Here is an 18,265-nt window from a genome sequence, read left to right on the forward strand (position 1 = left end):
TCGCAAAGGCCGACGTGTTTCCACGCGGCCGAAATCGGGATTCGATTCGGCGCGGATCCGAGCGCAGGAGAATTGATATCAGCACGGCGGAGGCGGCCGTTAACCCTCTAGCCCAGTTCGCCCGAACCGACCAGTATCCGGATCGCCGGATCATCACACCAAGGCCATCTACCTGCAGAAACCTGGCGAAACGTTCCTCGATGGCGCAGTGGTTAATTTCATCGGAACACAGCACGTCCCGCGAGGCTGAAAACTTCTGAATAAACGATTCGACACCACGAATTCGTCCGGAAATCAATCACGCTCCGGACGCCGCGATTTTTCGCAGCCCAGCGCTGCCGAAATGCCCTGGCCGGTCCGCCCGGCCGACGCCGCGCGGTACGGCGCTAAGGTCTCCCCGTGCACACCGACAACACCTGGTTCGAGGTCGAGGACCCCGAGGAGTACGGCGAGGAGCCGTGGGACTTCGACGAGACCGAACTGGCCTTCCTGGAAGCCCTGCGGGCCCGCGCCGCCGATTGGCGCGTGCCATGGACCCCCAGCCAGGTCGGACGGCCCGAGGACGACTCCTCGCTCCTGGTCCACGTCACACTCGTCGATGAGGCGCGCAGAGCGGTGCGCGGCGAGTGGGCGGTGCACTTCCACGGCACCCACGTGCGGGCCGGGAGGGTCTGCGACCAGCTCTTCAACCTCCACCCGTCACCCGACCGGGACTTCCTCCAGGCCTCCGGCACCGCCGAAGACCTCGCCCGGCGGTGCGCAGACTGGTTCGAAGAGGTGCTGGGACGGCCCGTCCGCCCTTGGAACTCCTAACGGAATGACTCTTCGGGGTCGGTTGCCCGACGTGAGGTGCTGTCGGGCAGCATGGGGTGATGGGCGTTGAGCAGCCGCTGCCGCGCGAGGTGAAGGTCATCGATTCTCCCTCGTTGTTCCGGCTGGAGGAGCGGGCGGGTGACCTGGGCCTGAGCCAGCGGTTGGATCCGACGTGGGTGCGGGCGAATGCGGCGCCCGGCGGCACCCACTATCTGTGGCCGGCCTGGTGGCACACCCTGTCCCACCGCCGTGACGTTCCCGATCACGTGCGGTGGGAACTGCTGATCACTCTGTGTACGGGAGATCGCGTGGTGAGCTGGCTGGACGTGACCCCCGAGGACTTCACCCCGCTGCCGAAGGTGACCTCGCGCGAAGAGGGAATGCAGGTCAGACGGCTCCTTGACCAAGCTCCTTCGGTCCGGGAATGGCTACTGCGAGAGGCCGAGGGATCGGGTCGGCTGTAACAGGCGTCGCCAGCAGATGAGTGCGCATCCCGAGGTCAGGAAGGCTTCGTGGATGTCGTCGCGGATCTCCCAGCGGATGCGCAGGCGGCGGAACCAGTGCAGGTGGGCGAAGGCGCGCTCGACAACCCAGCGTTGGTCGTAGCCACGGTCCCCGAGCACGACGTCGGGGCGGCGCCGAAGTCGGCCGCGCTTGCCCCGCACGGGTGGCACCGCCTTGAGCAGTGGGATGAGCTGGGTGACGTCGTCGCGATTGCCACCGGTGAGGGTGACGCCGAGGGGGATGCCGATGGCGTCCGTGATGAGGTGGTGCTTGCTGCCCGCCCTACCCCGGTCCACAGGGCTTCTCCCACGGCTTCCGCCGAGCCACCCCGCACCCCCAGATCAACGGCCCCGGAGTGATCCGACCACCTCGAAGATCATTTCGTTGGGAGTTCTTAGGCAGGCCGTACCGACCCGGCCACGGCCGGCCGGCGGCGGAACCGGCGTCCGATCATGGAAGTTCAAGAAGTTAAACAGGCAACTATCGCGGCGCTCCGGGCATTCGGCTCCCACTTCCGGTCAGAACCTGCCCTGCTCCGCCAAAACCGGTGACGAGGTGAAACCGCGCGCTTACGGTGTGCGTCTGCGCGCACCTCAGTGCACCTCCGTCGGTGCGCGCCCCGCGACACAGAATGGGAGCCCATGTCCCGTCCCGTGCTCACATACCGTTCCCGGCGGCCGCTGCGCACCGCGGTGGCCGCCGCTCTGACCGCACTCGCACTGACCGCAGCCGCAGGCGGCACCTCCTTATCGGCGGCCGCGGAGCCGCCTGCCGCAGCCGCCGCCGCGTCCACCCTGGTGAAGACCGCCCAGAACGTCACCGACCCGGGCCAGGTCCCGGTGGCGCACGGCTCCACCGTCAACTGGACGGCCAGCTACGCCAACGCCGCCGCCGGAGCCCCGGCCCCGGCGGTGATCACCGACCCCATATCCGGCGCCGGTACCAGCCAGACGTACGTCCCCGGCTCCCTGAAGGTGCCGCCGGGCTGGACGCCCGGCTGGTCCACCGACGGGACCACCTTCAGCGGCACCGACCCGGGCGCCGCGACCGTGGCCGTCCGCGCCAGCCACCCCGCGGCCCGCCCCGGCGGGACCTCGCTCGCCGCCAACCTCCTGCCGCCCGTGCGGCCCACCGCCCAGTCCACCGGCGGCGACGGTTTCACCCCCGTCCTGCACCGCACCGAGAGCGGTGAGGTCGAGGCGTGGAACATGTACCACCACACCGGCCCCGCCGCGCCGCAGGCCGTGTGCAGCAACCTGTCGACCGGCCAGCCCTGTGCGGGCGGCCCCTGGCCCCGCCCGCTCAACACCGCCCCGGGCCCGCTCGGCACCGGCAGCACCGGCGACATCAGCAGCACCCTGACTCCCCAGTACGTCTCCGACCCCGACCGGCCGGGCGTGCTCTACTACCCGGGCGTGACCGCCTCCGCGCTCGGCGTCGGCTGTCTGGACCTCGGGGCCCGGGCCAACTGCGGCTTCTTCGCCCTGCGGGCCACCGGCGGCTCCCCGTCCAGCGCCAACGGCATGGCCGGGCTCGTCGCCGAGGCCGGCAAGCTGTACGGCGTCGCCAGCACCGGCCAGGTGCTCTGCCTGACCATGGCCACCCGCACCCCCTGCGACGGGCAGCCCTACGCTCCCATCGTCCGCCCCAACCACGACCTGCCCGGGGCCACCGGCTCGCTCTACCTCGGCAGCATGACCACGGCCGGCGGCAAGGTCTTCGCCTCCTCCGCGCCCCAGACCGGTGGTTCCACCGTCGCCGCCACACCCGCCCTGGGCTGTTTCGACCCCGCGACGGGAACCGTCTGTGCCGGCTGGGACACCCCGCACACCACGGCGCCCAACGCCTCCTCCTACACGTACAACGCCTTCACCTCGTACACCGCCGCCGGTGAGGCCAACGGCGTGTGCAGCGCGGCCACCAGCAGCGGCCAGCCCCTGACCACCTGCTTCGCAACCGACGGCAGCCCGCTCGCCGCACCGGTCACCGGACTCGGCACGGTCGGCAACGCCGTCCTCGTCTTCAACCCCGAAGTCGTCACCACCGCCACCGACACCCGCAGCTACTTCCCCGTCTGGGGCGGGCCCGTCCCCGGCGCGACCCTCTGCTACAGCTGGACCACCACGCAGCCGTGCGCCGGTTTCCCGGCCGTCGCCACCCACCCCGGCGTGGGCGGCGGCGCGACCCGTGATTACGGCTACACCTACGACGCCACCACCCGCTGCCTGATCGCCCTCGGCGACGCGGGCATCCTCTTCTCCCTCGACCCGGCCACCGGCGCCACCCCGTGCGTGCACAGCGGCGCGGCCGTCACCCTCAAGCCGTCCGACTTCTACTGCGACGGGGCGTCCGGCCACGTCCAGGCGTACACCGAGGCGCGGCTCGAAGCCATCGACCTCGGCCACGTCAACCTCGCCGCCTCGGCCGTCTCGGTGACCGACCCCGACGGGACCGTCCTCGCCACCCCCGCCCTGACCCCGGCCGGCACCGTCGACCTCAGCGGCATCTCGGCCGCCGGGCATCCGGCCATCACCGTCACCGTCCAGCTCGTCCTGACCAGCGCGGCGGACTTCACCGCCACCAACCACCCGGCCCTGGTGGCCAGTTACCAGGGCGACGCGCCCCAGGTGTGCGTGCGTACGGTCGTCGCGGCGGACTGCTCGGTCACCCAGGTCTCCGACACCGCGACCGCCACCGACGCCACCGGCTCCCTCACCTCCAACACCGTCGACCTCGCCGTCGCGCCCGGATCGCAGTGCAAGCCCGCGGTGACGGTCGAGAAGGAGATCTGCACCGTCTCGAACCCGCACGCGTGCGGGCCGGGCGGCGCGGGCCCCTGGGCCAAGAAGAGCCCCGTGGGCCTGCTGCAACTGCTCGGCACCGCCTACTGGCGGATCACCGTCACCAACACCGGTCCGGTCCCCGTCACCCAGGTGACGGTCAACGACCCCACCACACCGGGCTGTCGGACCGCGGCGGGGACCTTCGACCTCGCGGTCGGAGCCGGCCGGCAGGTCTACTGCACCTCCTTCCTGCTGGCCCTGCCGCTCAAGAACACGGCGTCGGCCACCTTCTCCGGGGTCAACGCGCCTCCCGGGACGCCGCCGACCACCAGCGCGCCCTCCTCGGCCGTGGCCTGCTCCCTGCTCTGCATCCTCACCGTCGCGAAGGAGTCCTGACCCCGACCCTCGCGGCCGCGCCCCCTCCGGAGCGCGGCCGCCCGGGCTACGCCGGTACCACCGCGGCCCGGGCCGGGGCGGTACCGGTGTGGCCGTTCGGCCGATACGGGCGCCCTTGCCGCTCGCTACGGTGCAAGGGAACGGTCGAGCACACGCCGTCAGAGCATCGAGTACAGGAGCCGGCCCATGTCCACCCCCTCCGTCAAGAGCGCCTGGACGAAGGCCCGGCGGGCCGCGAGCCATGTGAACTCCCTCTACAGCCGCCCCGCCGCAGCCGTCCTGCTCGGCACCGACGACCTGGTCGTCGAGGCACCCCACGAGGGCGCCGTCTGGGAGGAGGGCACGGAGCAGGTGGTGCGCTGGTACCCGACCGGCCCCCTCGACGCGCTCGACATCCGCCTCGTCCAGCGCGAGGGCACCGCCACCGTCACCCGCGCCGTCCTGGCGACCGGCGTGCCCGCCCACCACACCACGGCCCGGGTCACCGTCCCCGCCGGCACCGCCACCGGTGAATGCCGCCTCCTCATCACCGGCCCGGGCATGCTCGACGCCTACAGCGGCCCCTTCCTGCTCGTCGCCGCCTGACGGGCCGGGCCGTCGCGCCCGGTCACCTTCGTCCTCGTTCACGGGGCGGGCAGCAACGCCTACGGATGGTCCCCCGTGGCGGCCGAACTGGGGCTCCGGGGGCATCGCGTGGTCGCGGTGGACCTGCCGGGCCACGAGCCCGGTGCGTACTTCCCGCTCTCGTACCAGGCGCCGCAGGACCTGGAACGGCTCCGTACGGAGCCCTCGCCCGTCGCCGGCACGACCCTGGCCGACTGCGCCGCGCACGTGGCGTCGGTGGTGCGGCGGGCGCACCGCAACGGCCCGGTCGTCCTGGCCGGGCAGAGCATGGGGGGCGTCACCCTCAACGCCACGGCCGACCTGATACCCGAGCTGATCTCCCACCTGGTGTACGTGTCGGCGCTGTGCCCGGCCAAGCGGGTCTCCTCGAACGACCTGCTGGCGACCCCGGAGGCGGCCACGAGCCACATCTTCAAGATGGTCCCGGTCCCGACCGCGCCCGAGCTCGGGGTCACCCGGGTCAACTGGCGCAGCCGCGACCCGGAGTTCCTCCACATCGCCAAAGAGGCGATGGCCGCCGACTACTCGGACGCCGAGGTGCGGGCCGTCCTCAACATCCTCGAACCCGACGAGTCCCCGGCGATCGGGGCCGCCGACGGCCGCGGCCGCCCGGACGCGTGGGGCCGGATCCCGCGCACCTTCATCCGGTTCACGGAGGACCGCACGCTGCCGCCCGCCCTCCAGGACCTGATGATCCGGGAGGCCGACGAACTGACCCCCGGCAACCCGTTCCGCGTCCGGTCGCTCAAGGCCCCCCACATCGGCCCGCGCGACCCGGCGCCCCTGGCGGACGAACTCGAGCAGGTGGCCCGCCTCTGCTCCTGACATCGGCCCGACCCGCGTACCAGCGGAAAACCGGTCGACAGCCGAGGGCCGGACAGGCTGGGATGGTCTGGACCATGTAGTGCTCGTCGTCGTACGGGCCGGAATCCGGAGCCGCGGATGAGCACAGCCGACCTCAGGCCCGTCATCGACACCGCGCTGGTGCGCCGGCTCGTCGACGAGCAGTTCCCGCAGTGGGCGGGGCTGCCGTTGGAGCGCTTCGAGCCGGCCGGCTCCGACCATGTGGTCCACCGTCTCGGCGGGGAACTGTCGGTGCGGTTGCCCCGTCACCGGCACGCCGTCGGCCAGGCGGCCAAGGAACTGCGCTGGCTGCCCCGGCTCGGTCCGCTGCTGCCGCTGGCCGTGCCGGTGCCGGTCGCGGTGGGCGAGCCCGGGTGCGGGTACCCGTGGCCGTGGGCGGTGTCCCGCTGGCTGGAGGGGGACGTCGCGACGGTGGCCGGGCTCGGCGATTCGGCGCCCGCCGCCCGGGCGCTCGCCGGGTTCCTGACGGCGCTGCGGTCCTGCCCGGCCGACGGCGGCGGCGCGCTGCGGGAGCCGCTGGAGGAACGGGACGCCGCGACGCGTGCGGCCATCGCCGCGCTGGCCGGGGAGTTCGACGCCGGGGCGATGACCGCCCTGTGGGATGCCGCCCTCGCCGCCCCGTACCGGGAGCCCGCACCGGTGTGGTGCCACGGGGACCTGCACACCGGGAACCTGCTCACGGCCGGGGGCGAGCTGAGCGCGGTCATCGACTTCGGCGAGCTGGGGCTCGGCGATCCGGCCTGCGACCTGACGATCGCCTTCACCCTCATGTCCGCCCGCTGCCGGACCGTGTTCCGCACGGCGCTCGGGGCGGACGAGGACACCTGGACCCGGGGACGCGGCTGGGCCCTCGCGACGGGCCTCAACGCCCACGCCGCGTACGCCGCCGACCACCCCGCCGTCGCCGCCCAGACCACCCGCCAGATCAGGGCGGCCCTGGCGGGCTAGGCGGCTCTTTCGGCAGATCGCTCCAGTCGTGTGGGAGAGACCGGAGCCTGCCCCGGACTCGGCGACCGGGGGCAGGTCACGCCTTCGTGAGAACGGCCACCAGGAAGTCGGACCCCTCGGCATAGGGCTGCAGGTCCCACGTGGACAGCAGGAGGCTGGGGGGCAGACCGGCGGCCTCGGCGTCCTGGAGGAATTCTTCGGGCGGGTAGCCGCGTTCGGTGCCGAAACCGATCACCGCTCGCCCCGCTGCCCGCAGGTGATCTGCGAACCGGTCCAGGACGGTGCGGCGCGTGTCGGGGGCGAGGAAGGTCATCACGTTTCCGGCGCACACCAGCACGTCGAAGCCCTTGGCGGGGAGGTCGAGCTCGGCGAGGTCCCCGGTGAGCCAGTGTGCTCCGGGGTGATCGGTCCGGGCCGCGGCGACGAGGTCCGGGTCGAGGTCGACGCCCGTGACGTCGTGTCCGGCCCGGGCCAGATATCCGCCGACCCGGCCGGGTCCGCAGCCCGCGTCGAGGATCCGGGCTCCGCGGGGAACCATCGCGTCGACGAGCCGGGCCTCACCATGCAGATCGGCGCCGTCCTCGGCGAGCTTCCGAAAGCGGTCGATGTACCACTGCGAGTGACCCGGGTTCTCCTCGAGAAGGGCGAGCCAGCCGTTCTTGTCGTTCACCCTGTCAACTATGCCTGAACCGGCGTAGCGGCATCGGCGGGACGTCGGTGGGCGAAAGGGGGCCCGTCGGCGGCCCGCACAGGGTGACGCCCGTCAGGGCTGGGGCCTGCGCAGCAGGGGTGGGGCCGGGTGGCGGAGGGGGGTGGCTGCCGTGGGGTCGAGGCCGTCCAGGACGAGGGTGACGTAGCGGCGCCAGCCGGCCTCGGCCGGGTCCATCGTCCACAGCACGCTCACCAGCATGCTCATGATCCGCCGCACGTCGTCCGGGACCAGGTCCGGCCGGATCACCCCTGCCCGCTGCCCCCGCGCCACCAGCGGGTCCAGCGCGTCGAAGAAGCGCGCGCCGGTCTCCGCGGAGAACACCCCGGCGCTGCGGGCGGCCGTCAGCACGTGGTACTCCTCGGCCGCCGAGGTCAGGGCGGCCTCGATCACCTCGGTCAGCCCCCGGCGCGGGTCCTCGTCGGCGAGCCCCCGGTCGATGGCGGGCAGGACGTCCTCGGTGAACTGCTGGTCGAGGACGGCTCGAAGGAGGGCCGCCTTGTCCGGGAACCGGCGGAAGAGCGTGGCGATGCCCACGCCGGCCCGGCGGGCGACCTCGTCGAGCGGCGCCTCGGGCCCCAGCTGCGCATATACCTCCCGGGCGGCCCGCACGATCTTCTCGGCGTTGCGCGCGGCGTCGGCCCGCAGCGGTCTTGGAGTGTCGGTCGGCATCCTCCGGACGATAGCAAGGGACGAGTCGGCGACCGGATGCTGTTGACATGCCCCGCACCGCGAACTGATAGTTGACTACTGATTGTGGTGCGTTCCCGCGACCGACCCCCACCCACTCCCCCGCCGGGCAGTTCCCCACGTACCCCCCGTACGCTCCGCGCCGTCCGGCCGGCCGGGCCTGCGGACCCACGCTCCGAGGACCTTCCATGCCCCAGCCGCCCACGGCCGACCCCCGCACCGGCAAGGTGATCGCGACGCTCGCGCTGGCCGGCGTCACCGCCGCCGTCATGCAGACGCTGGTCACCCCGCTGCTGGCCGACCTGCCGGACATCCTCCACACCTCGCACTCCAACTCCGCCTGGGTGGTCACCGCGACCCTCCTCGTCGCCGGCGTCTGCGTGCCCGTCAGCGGGCGGCTGGGCGACCTGGTCGGCAAGCGCCGCATGCTGCTGGCCTGTTGCCTGCCGCTCATCGCCGGATCGGTGGTGTGCGCGCTGTCGAGCAGCGTGGTCCCGATGATCGTCGGGCGCGGGCTCCAGGGCATCGGCATGGGCATGATCCCGCTGGGCATCGCCCTGTTGCGGGACGTGCTGCCGGCCGAGCGGCTCAGCTCCTCGATCGCCCTGGTGAGCGCGTCCATGGGCATCGGCGGCGGGATCGGCCTGCCGGTCTCCGCCGCCGTGGCCCAGTACGCCAGCTGGCGCCTGCTGTTCTGGGGTTCCGCCGCGCTGGCCGTCACCGTCGCCGCCATGATCGTCGCCTTCGTGCCGGAGGTGCCCCCCGCGGCCCGCGGCCAGCGCTTCGACGTGCCCGGCGCCCTGGGACTGGCCACGGGCCTGGTCTGCCTGCTGCTGTTCGTGTCCAAGGGAGCCGACTGGGGCTGGGGTTCGGCCACCTCCCTCGCGCTGATATCCGCCGCCGTGGTGGTGCTGGCCGGGTGGGGCTGGTTCGAGTGGCGGACCACCGACCCGCTGGTGGACCTGCGGACCACGGTCCGCCCCCGCGTGCTGCTGACCAACCTCGCGTCGGTCTCCATCGGCTTCGGGATGTACGCCAGCATGCTGGTCATCCCCCAGCTGCTGCAGTTCCCCGCGGCCACCGGCTACGGCCTGGGCCAGTCCATGCTCGCGGCGGGGCTGTGGCTGCTGCCCGGCGGGCTGATGATGATGGTCGTGTCCCCGCTCGGGGGCAAGCTCACCAACGCCCGGGGGCCCAAGGTCACCCTCGCCTCCGGCGCGCTCGTACTCGCCGCCGGTTACGCCGCGGCCCTGCTGCTGGACGGTACGGCGCCCGGCCTGATGGTGGCCGTCATGGTCGTCAACAGCGGCGTGGCCCTCGCCTACGGCGCCATGCCCGCCCTGATCATGAGCGCGGTACCGCTGGCCGAGACGGGGGCCGCCAACGGTTTCAACGCCCTGATGCGGTCCCTCGGTACGTCCGTCGGCGCCGCGGTCGTGGGCGTCGTCCTGGCGCAGATGACCACCACCGCCGGCGGCGTCACCCTCACCTCCGAGGCGGGCTTCCGCACCGGCCTCGTGATGGGCGGCGGCTTCGCCCTGCTGTCCGCCGCCATCGCCGCCTTCATCCCGGCCCCGCACCTCCCCCTCCCCGCCGTCCAGGACCCGTCGGACCCCAGCACCGAGACCGCAGCCTCCACCGCACGCGCGTGACGGTCCGGCGGGTTCGTACTCCTCGTCATCGGCGGTGAACCGCAGGCCGGTGGCGGCTCGCCGGAACGGCCGGGAACAGCCGGACCGGCCGGTGTCGTTGCACCGGGCAGGGGGCTGTCACTGGAGGGTGGAAACATGTCATCCGTCCCGGCAGGGTCCGGCCTCCCGGGGTCGCGGCATGCCCGCCGCGCACTCGAACCCGTACGCAGCCCTGCAGGAGGACTCGCTCATGACCGACCGGCCGTTGACGCTGATGGCAGTACACGCCCACCCCGACGACGAGGCCACCGGCACCGGAGGCGTGCTCGCGCAGTACGCGGCGGAAGGCATCCGCACGGTCCTCGTGACCTGTACCGACGGCGGCTGCGGTGACGGCCCCGGGGGCGCCAAGCCCGGCGACCCGGAGCACGATCCGGCGGCCGTCGCCCGCCTGCGCCGGCAGGAACTGGAAGCGAGCTGCGAGGTCCTGAAGATCAGCGACCTGGAACTGCTGGACTACGCCGACTCCGGGATGATGGGCTGGGACAGCAACGACGCCCCCGACTCCTTCTGGCAGACGCCCGTGACGGAGGGCGCGGCCCGGCTCGCGGACCTCATGCGCCACTACCGGCCCGACGTGGTCGTCACCTACGACGAGAACGGCTTCTACGGCCACCCCGACCACATCCAGGCGCACCGCATCACGATGGCCGCGCTGGAGATGACGGACCTGACGCCGAAGGTCTACTGGACCACGATGCCGCACTCCGCGATGAAGCGGTTCGGCGAGATCATGCGCGAGTTCAGCGACGAGATGCCGGAGCCGGACCCGGCCGAGACGGCCGCACTGGCCGACATCGGCCTCCCCGACGAGGACATCAGCACCTGGGTGGACACGACCGCCTTCAGCAGCCAGAAGTTCGACGCCCTGGCCGCCCACGCCAGCCAGGGCGAGAACATCTTCTTCCTCCGGATGGGCAAGGAGCGGTTCGGCCACCTGATGGGCATGGAGACCTTCGTGCGCGTCCAGGACCCCACCGGCAGCCCGCTCCCCGAGACGGACCTCTTCGCCGGCCTGCGCTGACCCGCCCGGCCGGCCGGCCCCCGCCCCGTGCAGGGCGGGCCGGCCGGCCCGGTACGCGCTGGTGGCCCCGGGTGAGGGCCCCTCGGAGGACGGTCGTTAGGGTCGGCGCATCCGAGCACCCGAGGAGCACCGCAGTGAGATCTCCGGCCGAGCTGGACCACGTCCCGTGGGACGCGCTGACCCATGCCTACGGCCCGGCCGGGGACGTTCCGGAGCTGGTCAGGGCCCTGTACCAGGTCGACGAGGAGGTGGCGGACGAGGCGCTGTACGAGCTGTACGGCAACATCCACCACCAAGGGACCGTGTACCCGGCGTCGGCCCCGGCCGTGCCCTTCGTCGCCCATGCCGCGCTGCACGCCCCGGCCAAGCGCGACGAGCTGCTGATGCTGCTCGCCGTACTCGCCGACCACGAGCCGGACGACGTCGACCTGCCGCAGTGGCCGGGCAGCAGCGTGGCCGCGATCTGCGCCGAACTCTGCCGGGTGGTCCCCGGTCTGCTGCCCTGCCTCGATGACGAGGACCGGGCGGTACGGCGGGCCCTGGTGCGGGTGCTCGCAGCCGTGGCCGGGTTGCTGCCCGGGGAGCATCGGGCCGAGGCCGTGGCCCGGCTCGAGGAGGTGTACGCGGGCGACCCCGTGCCGGCCGTACGCGCCGACGCACTGGTGGCGCTCACCCGCTTCGGCCAGGGGCCCGCGGACGCGCTCGACAGCCCGCTGGCCGAGATCAGGCTGGCGGCAGCCGGCCTGGCGGTGGCACGGTCCGGGCCCCCGTACGCCGAAGGCCACGTCGAGGTGATCGCCGAGGACGGTGCCGAACCGGACCCCGGGGGCGACGACTTCCCCTGGCCGGGCACGTCCACCCGGAGCCCGGACGACCACCTGCGCTGCCTGCTCGCCGAGGACCCGGACGCCTCGCTCGCGGTGGCCGCCCGCTGGATCACGGCCGGGGACCTGGGCACCCGGGGGTCCTGGCTGGCCGAGGAGGTCGCCGAGACCTGGCGGGACCGGGAACCGCAGGTCGTGGCACTGGCGGTGGCGGCCCTCCCCCACCAGCGGACCTCCATGGCGTTGCGGGCCCGCCTGCGCAGCATCGCGCACTACGTCGACCAGCTCGCCGAGGTCGGCGAGGACGTACGCACGGCGGTGTCCGGCCACCTGGACGCCGACGAGGAGGTCGCCGCGGCCGCCCTCCTGGCACTGGTGCGCGCACGCGACCCCCGCGCGCTGGACCTCGTCCTGAGCGCCACCGCCGCCGGACCGTCGCGCGACCACGGCCCCGGCGCGGCGGGGCGGCTGCTCGCGGCCGCCGCGGAATCCTTCCCCGAGGCGGCCGACCGGCTCGTCCCCGAGATCCGGCGCCTGCTGGCCGCCGGAGCCACCGGTAACGAAGCCAACGCCCTGATCAGGTCCCTCGGCTCCGTCGACGGCACGCTCGCTCGGGAGGCCCGTCCGGAACTCCTCGACTGCCTGCGCAGCGACCGCGGTCCCGTCCTGGCAGCCCGTCGGCTGGGGACGGACGGCGATCCGGCACCGGAGGTCGTCCGCGCCCTCCGGGCGTCCATGGAGGCCCACGACGCCTCGGTGCGCGCCGCGGCCGCCGCCGCCCACCTCCGCCTGACCGGAGAGCCCGGGCCGGCCCTGCGCACCTTCGAAGCCCTCCTGTCCGGCACCGGCCAGACCTCCTGGTACCTCGACGCCCTGGAGCCGGTCGGCAGCGCCGGCGCCCCGCTGCTCCCGCTCGTCGAACGCCACCTGGACGCCCGGGACCCCTGGACCCGGCTGTCGGCAGCAGCGGCCCTCCACGGCATCACCGGCTCCCCCGACCGCGCGGTCCCCACCCTGTCCGCCCTCGTCGCCGCCACCCCGATCGGCCTCCGCGCCCTCAAAGCCCTCACCGCCACCAGCCAGGCACCGGACGCCCTCCGCCCCACCCTCCGCGGCCTCGCCTTCTCCCCCCGCCGCCTGCTCCCCGACGCACCCCACTCGGGAGACGGCCACCCGGACATCGAACTCCGCGACTTGGCAGTTCGGTTGCTCGCCCGCTAGAAGGCGATGGGGCTCGCTATCTCCCAGGAGCGGCGGGCCGTGCCTGTGGAACTCGCTGTGCGTCACGCCCGAGGTCACTCCTCGGTCGTGCCCTCGGCCTTCTTCTCGGTTCGGGGGCCCGTCCAGTGCCTTCGGCCGGTTCTCGGGTCCAGGTGGGGGTGGTCGAGGCGGCTGGCCTCGTCGGTGTCGGCGACCTCGCCGACCGCATCGTCGTTCTCGTCCTGCGAGAAGCGGAAGTCCGCCAGCGGCAGCTCCTCGCGCGGCTGCTGGGTGCGGGCGACCGGGCCGCCGCGGTCCAGCTCCCAGTACGCGAGCCCGAAGACGATGATGTTGGTCAGCCACACCTGGAGGGCCGCGATCAGCAGGGACCGGCCGTCCGAGATCTTCGCGTGCACCAGCTGGTCGATGAGGAGGCCCAGGGCCACGAGGTTGCCCGCGGCGATGATGAACACCAGCGCCAGCGACAGGACCCGGAAGGTGCGGGTCTGCCGGGTGAGCCGCCTCGGGTTGATCACGATCAACGGCAGCAGGAGCAGCAGTTCCAGCGCGGGCAGGACGTACCGGGGAGCGATCAGGAGCCGCTGCGGCAGGAGCACGTACAGCCCTGTCGCGGCCAGGGTCGCCACGACGGCCGGCAGCCGGGCCTCGCCCCGCCGCTCGTGGCGGGGGTGCCGGGTCCGGGCGGTCTCGCGTCCGCGTGCCACGTGCAGCCTGCTTTTCCTCGCCCTCCCCCGTCCGAAGGGATCACCCGATGGGCCCCTGCCCGGGATGCCGCAGCGCAATCGCCCGATGCCCCCGGCCCGACCTGCCGGGGGCGGGGCGGCTCAGCCCGCCGCCGCGGCGGAGCGCGTGGTCAGCTCGGCGCAGCGGGTCACCACGGCGGCGAGTTCCCCGCCCGCCCGCAGCAGCTCGCGCTGCACCCGGGCGCCGTTCCCGTCGTGCATCAGGGAGCTGATCCCCTCCCGCACCAGGGCGTCGTCCCCGTGGTCGCGCAGGGCCTCGTGCACGTGCAGGTAAAGGGCCTGGACGGCGTCCTCGGGAGAGGTCTCCCGCATGGTCTCGGGGTGCAGCAGCGAGCCTTCCAGACCGGACCGGCCGGCCTGCCAGGCGGCCAGGCGCAGCATGCTGGTGCTCACCGGCGCCGGGGGCCGCCCGGCCCGCCACTCGCGGGCCGCCGTCTCCACCAGCGCGCGGACGAGAGCGGCGAGCAGGACGGGGGTCGAGGCGTCGAGGCAGACGTCCGCGACCCGGATCTCCACCGTGGGGTAGGCCGCCGAGAGCCGGGCGTCGAACCAGACCATCCCCTCGTCGAGGAGCACACCGCTGCCGACCATCGCCTCGACCTGCTGGTGGTAGCGCTCCGCGGAGCCGAAGAGGTCCACCGGACCCGCGGCCGGCAGCCGGTTCCAGACCCGGCTGCGGTAGCTCCCGTACCCGGTGTCCCGGCCCTGCCAGAAGGGCGAGTTCGCGCTGAGGGCCGTCAGGACCGGCAGCCAGGGCCGGATCCGGTCCAGCACCGCGACGCCTTCCTCGTCCGACTCGACCGAGACGTGGACGTGGCAGCCGCAGGTCAGCTGCTCCTGTGCGGTCAGGCCGAACTGATCGGCCACCCACCGGTAGCGCCGTCCGGTGTTCAGGGAGGGCTCCACCGGCAGCGGTGACGTCGCCAGGGCGGCCACCACCGCGCCGACGCCCTCCGCGTGCCGGGCCGCCTCCTGGCGCCACCGGCCGATCTCGCGGGCCAGTTCCGCCATGTCCGTCACCGGCTTGGTCGCGAACTCCACCTGCTCCTTGGCCAGCTCGCGCTCGAAGGTGTGGCCCTTCTCCCAGCCCTTGGCCGGTCCGTCGCACCGGTCGGCCGCCTCCAGCACGTGGCCCGAAAGGGCAAGGGGCACACCGCTGTCGGCATCCACCAGCAGCAGTTCCTCTTCCACGCCCACGCTCCGCATGCGGTCACCCCTCGTATCGCCGTTCAGATGCTGCCCGCCTGCCCCACCGGTCCGGTGGCATGCGGGCGGGCACACTCGCACCCGTGTTCCCCGTATCCGGGCGGGGATGCGCTTCACCTGGTCGAGGGGCGTTCCGCAGGTCGGCCCGCCCAGGTCAGCAGGAGCGGACCGGCCGCAGGTTGTGCACGTAGCGGGCCGACACCCAGCCCTTGGAGCCGTGCAGCCGGTACCAGACCGGGTTGCCGTCCACCCAGCCACCGCGCTTCTGGCACTCCAGCTGCACCTTCTGGTGCGGGTGGAGCTGCTTGACCACGTACGAGTACACGGTCGGCTTCTCGCGGACGTTCAGCGGTGCGCGGGTCTCCACCACGCCCACCGGGTAGGAGCCGCCCCGCTCCGGCGCGCCCGCGTCCCCGGTCGCCGCCCAGCCGGCCGGGGCGAGCGGTCCCATCAGCACTCCGGCCGCCAGCGCGTACGTGACCCATGCCTTCTTCACCATCGAACCCACACTCCTCGTCACCTCGGCCTGCTCGGCGACCGCGCCGCCGACCACGGAGGGACTATCCGCCGTGGGGGCGCGGGGGCCGGGACGAACACGCCCCCGCTGGGCCGGACGGGTCGGCATTCGCCCGTTCGGGTGCGTCCGCGCGTGGCCGGCCGGTTCAGCCGGAGCCCGCCGGGCAGACGCGCAGGGTGCGGGGCGGCGCACCGGCCGCCCGCGCCCCAGCCACGCGCAGCAGCGCGCGCAACGGAAAGGAGCACCCGTGGGTACGCCTCCCGACGATCCCGTGCCTCCGAACCCCACCCCCGCGCCCGGTCCCGGTCCCGGGCCCCAGCCGGGGCCGCTGCCGGGCCCGCTCCCGAGTCCCGGCCCGGCACCCGCCCCCGTCACCTGACGACGACCGAAAGAGGTGAACCCTGGTGCGCATCGCCTTTCTGACCGCCCCCGAGGGCGTGGAGGAGATCGAACTCACCGAGCCCTGGAAGGCCGTCGCACGGGCCGGGTGGAACCCCCGGCTGGTCAGCACCGAAGCCGGCCGCGTCCAGGCGTACGACCATCTCGACAAGGCGGGCACCTTCGCCGTCGACCACGTCCTGGCCGGGGACACTTCCGACGCCTTCGACGCGCTCGTCCTCCCCGGTGGCGTGGCCAACCCCGACGCCCTGCGCATGGACGAGCGGGCGGTCGGCTTCGCCCGGAGCTTCTTCGAGGCGGGAAAGCCGGTCGCCGCGATCTGTCACGCCCCGTGGACGCTGGTCGAGGCGGACGTCCTCCGCGGCCGGACGCTGACCTCGTGGCCGAGCCTGGCCACCGACATCCGCAACGCCGGCGGTACCTGGGTCGACGAGCAGGTGCACGTCTGCGACGCGACCCCCGCGACGCTCGTCACCAGCCGCAAGCCGGACGACCTCGAGGCCTTCTGCGCGGCCTTCGTCAAGGAGTTCGCCGCCCACCGGTCCTGACGGCCCCGTCCGAAACGCCCGGGAGGCCCGCAACCGCTACGGCTGCGGGCCTCCCGGGCGTCGGGGCGGCTCAACGGTGGTGGCCGTCGACGGCCGCGCCGCGCCTGCTCGCCGCCGCGTCCGTGACGTCGAGGAAGACCTGGTCCAGTTCCTCCCAGCGGCCGCGCGCCACGGCGCGGATGCGCACCATGGCGTCCTCGACCGTCTCGCTGTCGTAGCCCGGCGTCAGGTCCACGCGCGCGGCCAGCATCACCGAGTCGGGGCCCAGCCGCATGGTGAGGAGCGCGGTGACCGAGGAGATCTCCGGCTCCGCCGTCAGGAACTCCCGCACCTCCCGCTGCATGTCCGGGTCGGCCGCCTCACCGATCAGCTGCCCGCGCGCCGCCCGGCCGAGGGCGTAGGCGACGTAGACCAGCAGCAGGCCGATCAGAATGGAGGCGCAGGCCTCGTAGACGATCTCGCCGGTCGCCATGTGCAGGACGATGCCGACGATGGCCAGGACCACGCCCGCGCAGGCCGTGCTGTCCTCGGCCAGGACGGTCCGCAGGGCGGGATCGCGCCCCGCCCGGATCTCGGCCGCCATGCCGCGCCCCGCCTTCCGGGCGGCCGTACGTACCTGGAGCAGGGCCCGGGCGAGCGAGGCGCCCTCGGCGGCCAGGGCGACGACCAGGACGGCCAGGCCGACGAGGTAGCCCTGGCGCGATTCGGATCCGTCGGAGTGCAGGGCCTCGATACCCTGGAAGACGGAGAAGCAGCCGCCGGTCACGAAGATGCCGACCGCGGCGAGCAGGGACCAGAAGAAGCGCTCCTTGCCGTAGCCGAAGGGGTGGCGGGCGTCAGCGGGACGCCGGCTGCGTTTGAGGGAGGCCAGCAGGAAGACCTCGTTGAGGCTGTCCGCGATGGAGTGCGCCGCCTCCGACAGCAGCGCGGGCGAGCCGGCGATCACGCCGCCGACGGCCTTGGCCACGCAGATGGCGAGGTTGGCACCGAGGGCGACCCAGACGGTCTTGCGCGTCTCGTCGTCCCGGTGCGCCTTGCCGTCCGGGCGCATCTTGTCGTCCCGGGGCGCCTTCTCGTCCCGGAGCGCGTTGTTCTCCCTCTGAGGCCCGTCGTCCCGGTGCGGCCCGTCGTCCGGCCTGCGGTTTTCCGCGGGCCCGCCCCCCGCCGCCGTCATCCGTTTACGATCGCGCGCACGTTCTCGATGCTGCCGCAGTCGGTCGCCAGCAGGCGCTCGCGCTCCGCGAGGAAGGCGGCGCCCAGCTCGGCGCGGCGCTCGTCGGGGACGCCCTCGCGGGCGCCGTTGAGGATGGTCCGCTCCTCCTCGTCGAGGTGGTGCGTGACCGCCTTGACCAGGTCCTCCAGCCGCGAGTCCCATGCGTCGGAGCCCACCTCGGAGACCTCCAGGAGCGCCAGCAGGGCCTCGTTGCCCTCGGCGTGCTCCTCCGACCCGTGCTCGACCTCGTCGTTGTCGACGTCCTTGAACCGCTTCAGCGCGCCGTACACCTCGCGCTCCTCGGCCTCGCCGTGCGCGATGAGGAGCGCCGAGAAGGTGGCGAGGGCGTCCGCCCGGTTCGCCTCCACGCTGCGCATGCGGCGGAAGAGGTCCTCCATCCGCCGGTGGTCCTTGAGGATCACGGCGACGACGTCCTGGTTGTCCTGCTGCTCCGCGGCCATACCGCATCCCTCCTGTCGGGAGGCCGTCGTGCGGCCTCAGGGGGCGCATGCTCGGGGACGCGGCGTTAAAACCCTCAGGGCGCGGTC

16 protein-coding genes and 2 pseudogenes are annotated in these 18,265 nt (G+C 73.2%); 10 read left to right on the plus strand and 8 right to left on the minus strand.

Translation table 11 applies throughout. The features are described 5' to 3' along the window. Nucleotides 1-399: 399 nt before the first annotated feature. The gene (locus AB0O40_RS18345) at nucleotides 400-813 is read left to right on the plus strand and encodes a hypothetical protein (RefSeq protein WP_365042171.1); all 414 of its coding nucleotides are present in this window, start codon (nucleotides 400-402) and stop codon (nucleotides 811-813) included. Between the two features lie 59 nt (nucleotides 814-872). After that, nucleotides 873-1,277 (plus strand): hypothetical protein, encoded by a 405-nt coding sequence (locus AB0O40_RS18350; RefSeq protein WP_365042174.1) that lies wholly within the window; start codon nucleotides 873-875, stop codon nucleotides 1,275-1,277. Here AB0O40_RS18350 and AB0O40_RS18355 read toward each other — a convergent pair. Next, nucleotides 1,242-1,625, minus strand: a pseudogene (locus AB0O40_RS18355) (transposase); the annotation flags it as partial. The gene AB0O40_RS18350 and the pseudogene AB0O40_RS18355 overlap by 36 nt on opposite strands. Before the next feature lie 345 nt (nucleotides 1,626-1,970). Here AB0O40_RS18355 and AB0O40_RS18360 point away from each other — a divergent pair. The 4 genes and pseudogenes from AB0O40_RS18360 to AB0O40_RS18375 all read left to right on the plus strand — a co-directional run bounded on the left by AB0O40_RS18360 (nucleotide 1,971) and on the right by AB0O40_RS18375 (nucleotide 6,932). After that, complete coding sequence (locus AB0O40_RS18360) at nucleotides 1,971-4,496, plus strand: hypothetical protein (RefSeq protein WP_365042177.1); 2,526 nt, start codon at nucleotides 1,971-1,973, stop codon at nucleotides 4,494-4,496. Between the two features lie 186 nt (nucleotides 4,497-4,682). Next, a complete protein-coding gene (locus AB0O40_RS18365; RefSeq protein ID WP_365042180.1) occupies nucleotides 4,683-5,081 on the plus strand; it encodes a Ser-Thr-rich GPI-anchored membrane family protein in 399 nt (132 codons plus the stop codon). Nucleotides 5,082-5,117: 36 nt separating this feature from the next. Next, nucleotides 5,118-5,945, plus strand: a pseudogene (locus AB0O40_RS18370) (alpha/beta fold hydrolase); the annotation flags it as partial. Nucleotides 5,946-6,062: 117 nt separating this feature from the next. Then, nucleotides 6,063-6,932 (plus strand): aminoglycoside phosphotransferase family protein, encoded by an 870-nt coding sequence (locus AB0O40_RS18375; protein ID WP_365042183.1) that lies wholly within the window; start codon nucleotides 6,063-6,065, stop codon nucleotides 6,930-6,932. A 76-nt stretch (nucleotides 6,933-7,008) separates the two neighbouring features. Here AB0O40_RS18375 and AB0O40_RS18380 read toward each other — a convergent pair whose 3' ends face one another. After that, entirely contained in the window at nucleotides 7,009-7,602 is a 594-nt protein-coding gene (locus tag AB0O40_RS18380; RefSeq protein WP_365042186.1) for a class I SAM-dependent methyltransferase, read from the minus strand. 93 nt (nucleotides 7,603-7,695) lie between these two features. After that, complete coding sequence (locus tag AB0O40_RS18385) at nucleotides 7,696-8,313, minus strand: helix-turn-helix domain-containing protein (protein WP_365042189.1); 618 nt, start codon at nucleotides 8,311-8,313, stop codon at nucleotides 7,696-7,698. A gap of 206 nt (nucleotides 8,314-8,519) precedes the next feature. On the opposite strand from AB0O40_RS18385, the gene AB0O40_RS18390 reads away from it, so the two are divergent. From AB0O40_RS18390 to AB0O40_RS18400, 3 genes are all read left to right on the plus strand, one after another. After that, the gene (locus tag AB0O40_RS18390; protein WP_365042192.1) at nucleotides 8,520-9,983 is read left to right on the plus strand and encodes an MFS transporter; all 1,464 of its coding nucleotides are present in this window, start codon (nucleotides 8,520-8,522) and stop codon (nucleotides 9,981-9,983) included. A gap of 229 nt (nucleotides 9,984-10,212) precedes the next feature. Then, on the plus strand, nucleotides 10,213-11,046 hold the full coding sequence (locus tag AB0O40_RS18395; RefSeq protein ID WP_365042269.1) for a PIG-L family deacetylase: 834 nt from the start codon (nucleotides 10,213-10,215) through the stop codon (nucleotides 11,044-11,046). Nucleotides 11,047-11,180: 134 nt separating this feature from the next. Then, entirely contained in the window at nucleotides 11,181-13,091 is a 1,911-nt protein-coding gene (locus tag AB0O40_RS18400) for a hypothetical protein (RefSeq protein WP_365042195.1), read from the plus strand. Between the two features lie 74 nt (nucleotides 13,092-13,165). Here the strand turns inward: AB0O40_RS18400 and AB0O40_RS18405 are convergent, their stop codons facing one another. From AB0O40_RS18405 to AB0O40_RS18415, 3 genes are all read right to left on the minus strand, one after another. Further along, nucleotides 13,166-13,795 carry a hypothetical protein gene (locus tag AB0O40_RS18405; RefSeq protein WP_365042197.1) on the minus strand — a complete coding sequence of 210 codons (630 nt, stop codon included), beginning with the start codon at nucleotides 13,793-13,795 and terminating at the stop codon, nucleotides 13,166-13,168. A gap of 120 nt (nucleotides 13,796-13,915) precedes the next feature. Further along, the gene (locus AB0O40_RS18410; protein WP_365042200.1) at nucleotides 13,916-15,040 is read right to left on the minus strand and encodes a glutamate--cysteine ligase; all 1,125 of its coding nucleotides are present in this window, start codon (nucleotides 15,038-15,040) and stop codon (nucleotides 13,916-13,918) included. Between the two features lie 154 nt (nucleotides 15,041-15,194). Then, a complete protein-coding gene (locus AB0O40_RS18415; RefSeq protein WP_365042203.1) occupies nucleotides 15,195-15,539 on the minus strand; it encodes an SH3 domain-containing protein in 345 nt (114 codons plus the stop codon). Between the two features lie 422 nt (nucleotides 15,540-15,961). Between AB0O40_RS18415 and AB0O40_RS18420 the strand changes: the two genes are divergently transcribed. After that, the gene (locus AB0O40_RS18420; RefSeq protein ID WP_365042206.1) at nucleotides 15,962-16,504 is read left to right on the plus strand and encodes a type 1 glutamine amidotransferase domain-containing protein; all 543 of its coding nucleotides are present in this window, start codon (nucleotides 15,962-15,964) and stop codon (nucleotides 16,502-16,504) included. A 70-nt stretch (nucleotides 16,505-16,574) separates the two neighbouring features. Here the strand turns inward: AB0O40_RS18420 and AB0O40_RS18425 are convergent, their stop codons facing one another. Both AB0O40_RS18425 and AB0O40_RS18430 read right to left on the minus strand, forming a co-directional pair. Continuing rightward, nucleotides 16,575-17,555: a cation diffusion facilitator family transporter gene (locus tag AB0O40_RS18425; RefSeq protein ID WP_365042272.1), complete on the minus strand. Its 981-nt coding sequence runs from the start codon at nucleotides 17,553-17,555 to the stop codon at nucleotides 16,575-16,577. 119 nt (nucleotides 17,556-17,674) lie between these two features. Continuing rightward, nucleotides 17,675-18,178 carry a hemerythrin domain-containing protein gene (locus tag AB0O40_RS18430; RefSeq protein WP_365042209.1) on the minus strand — a complete coding sequence of 168 codons (504 nt, stop codon included), beginning with the start codon at nucleotides 18,176-18,178 and terminating at the stop codon, nucleotides 17,675-17,677. Nucleotides 18,179-18,265: the final 87 nt, after the last annotated feature.

Source organism: Streptomyces sp. NPDC089919 (assembly GCF_040684615.1).
Classification (GTDB): Bacteria; Actinomycetota; Actinomycetes; order Streptomycetales; family Streptomycetaceae; genus Streptomyces.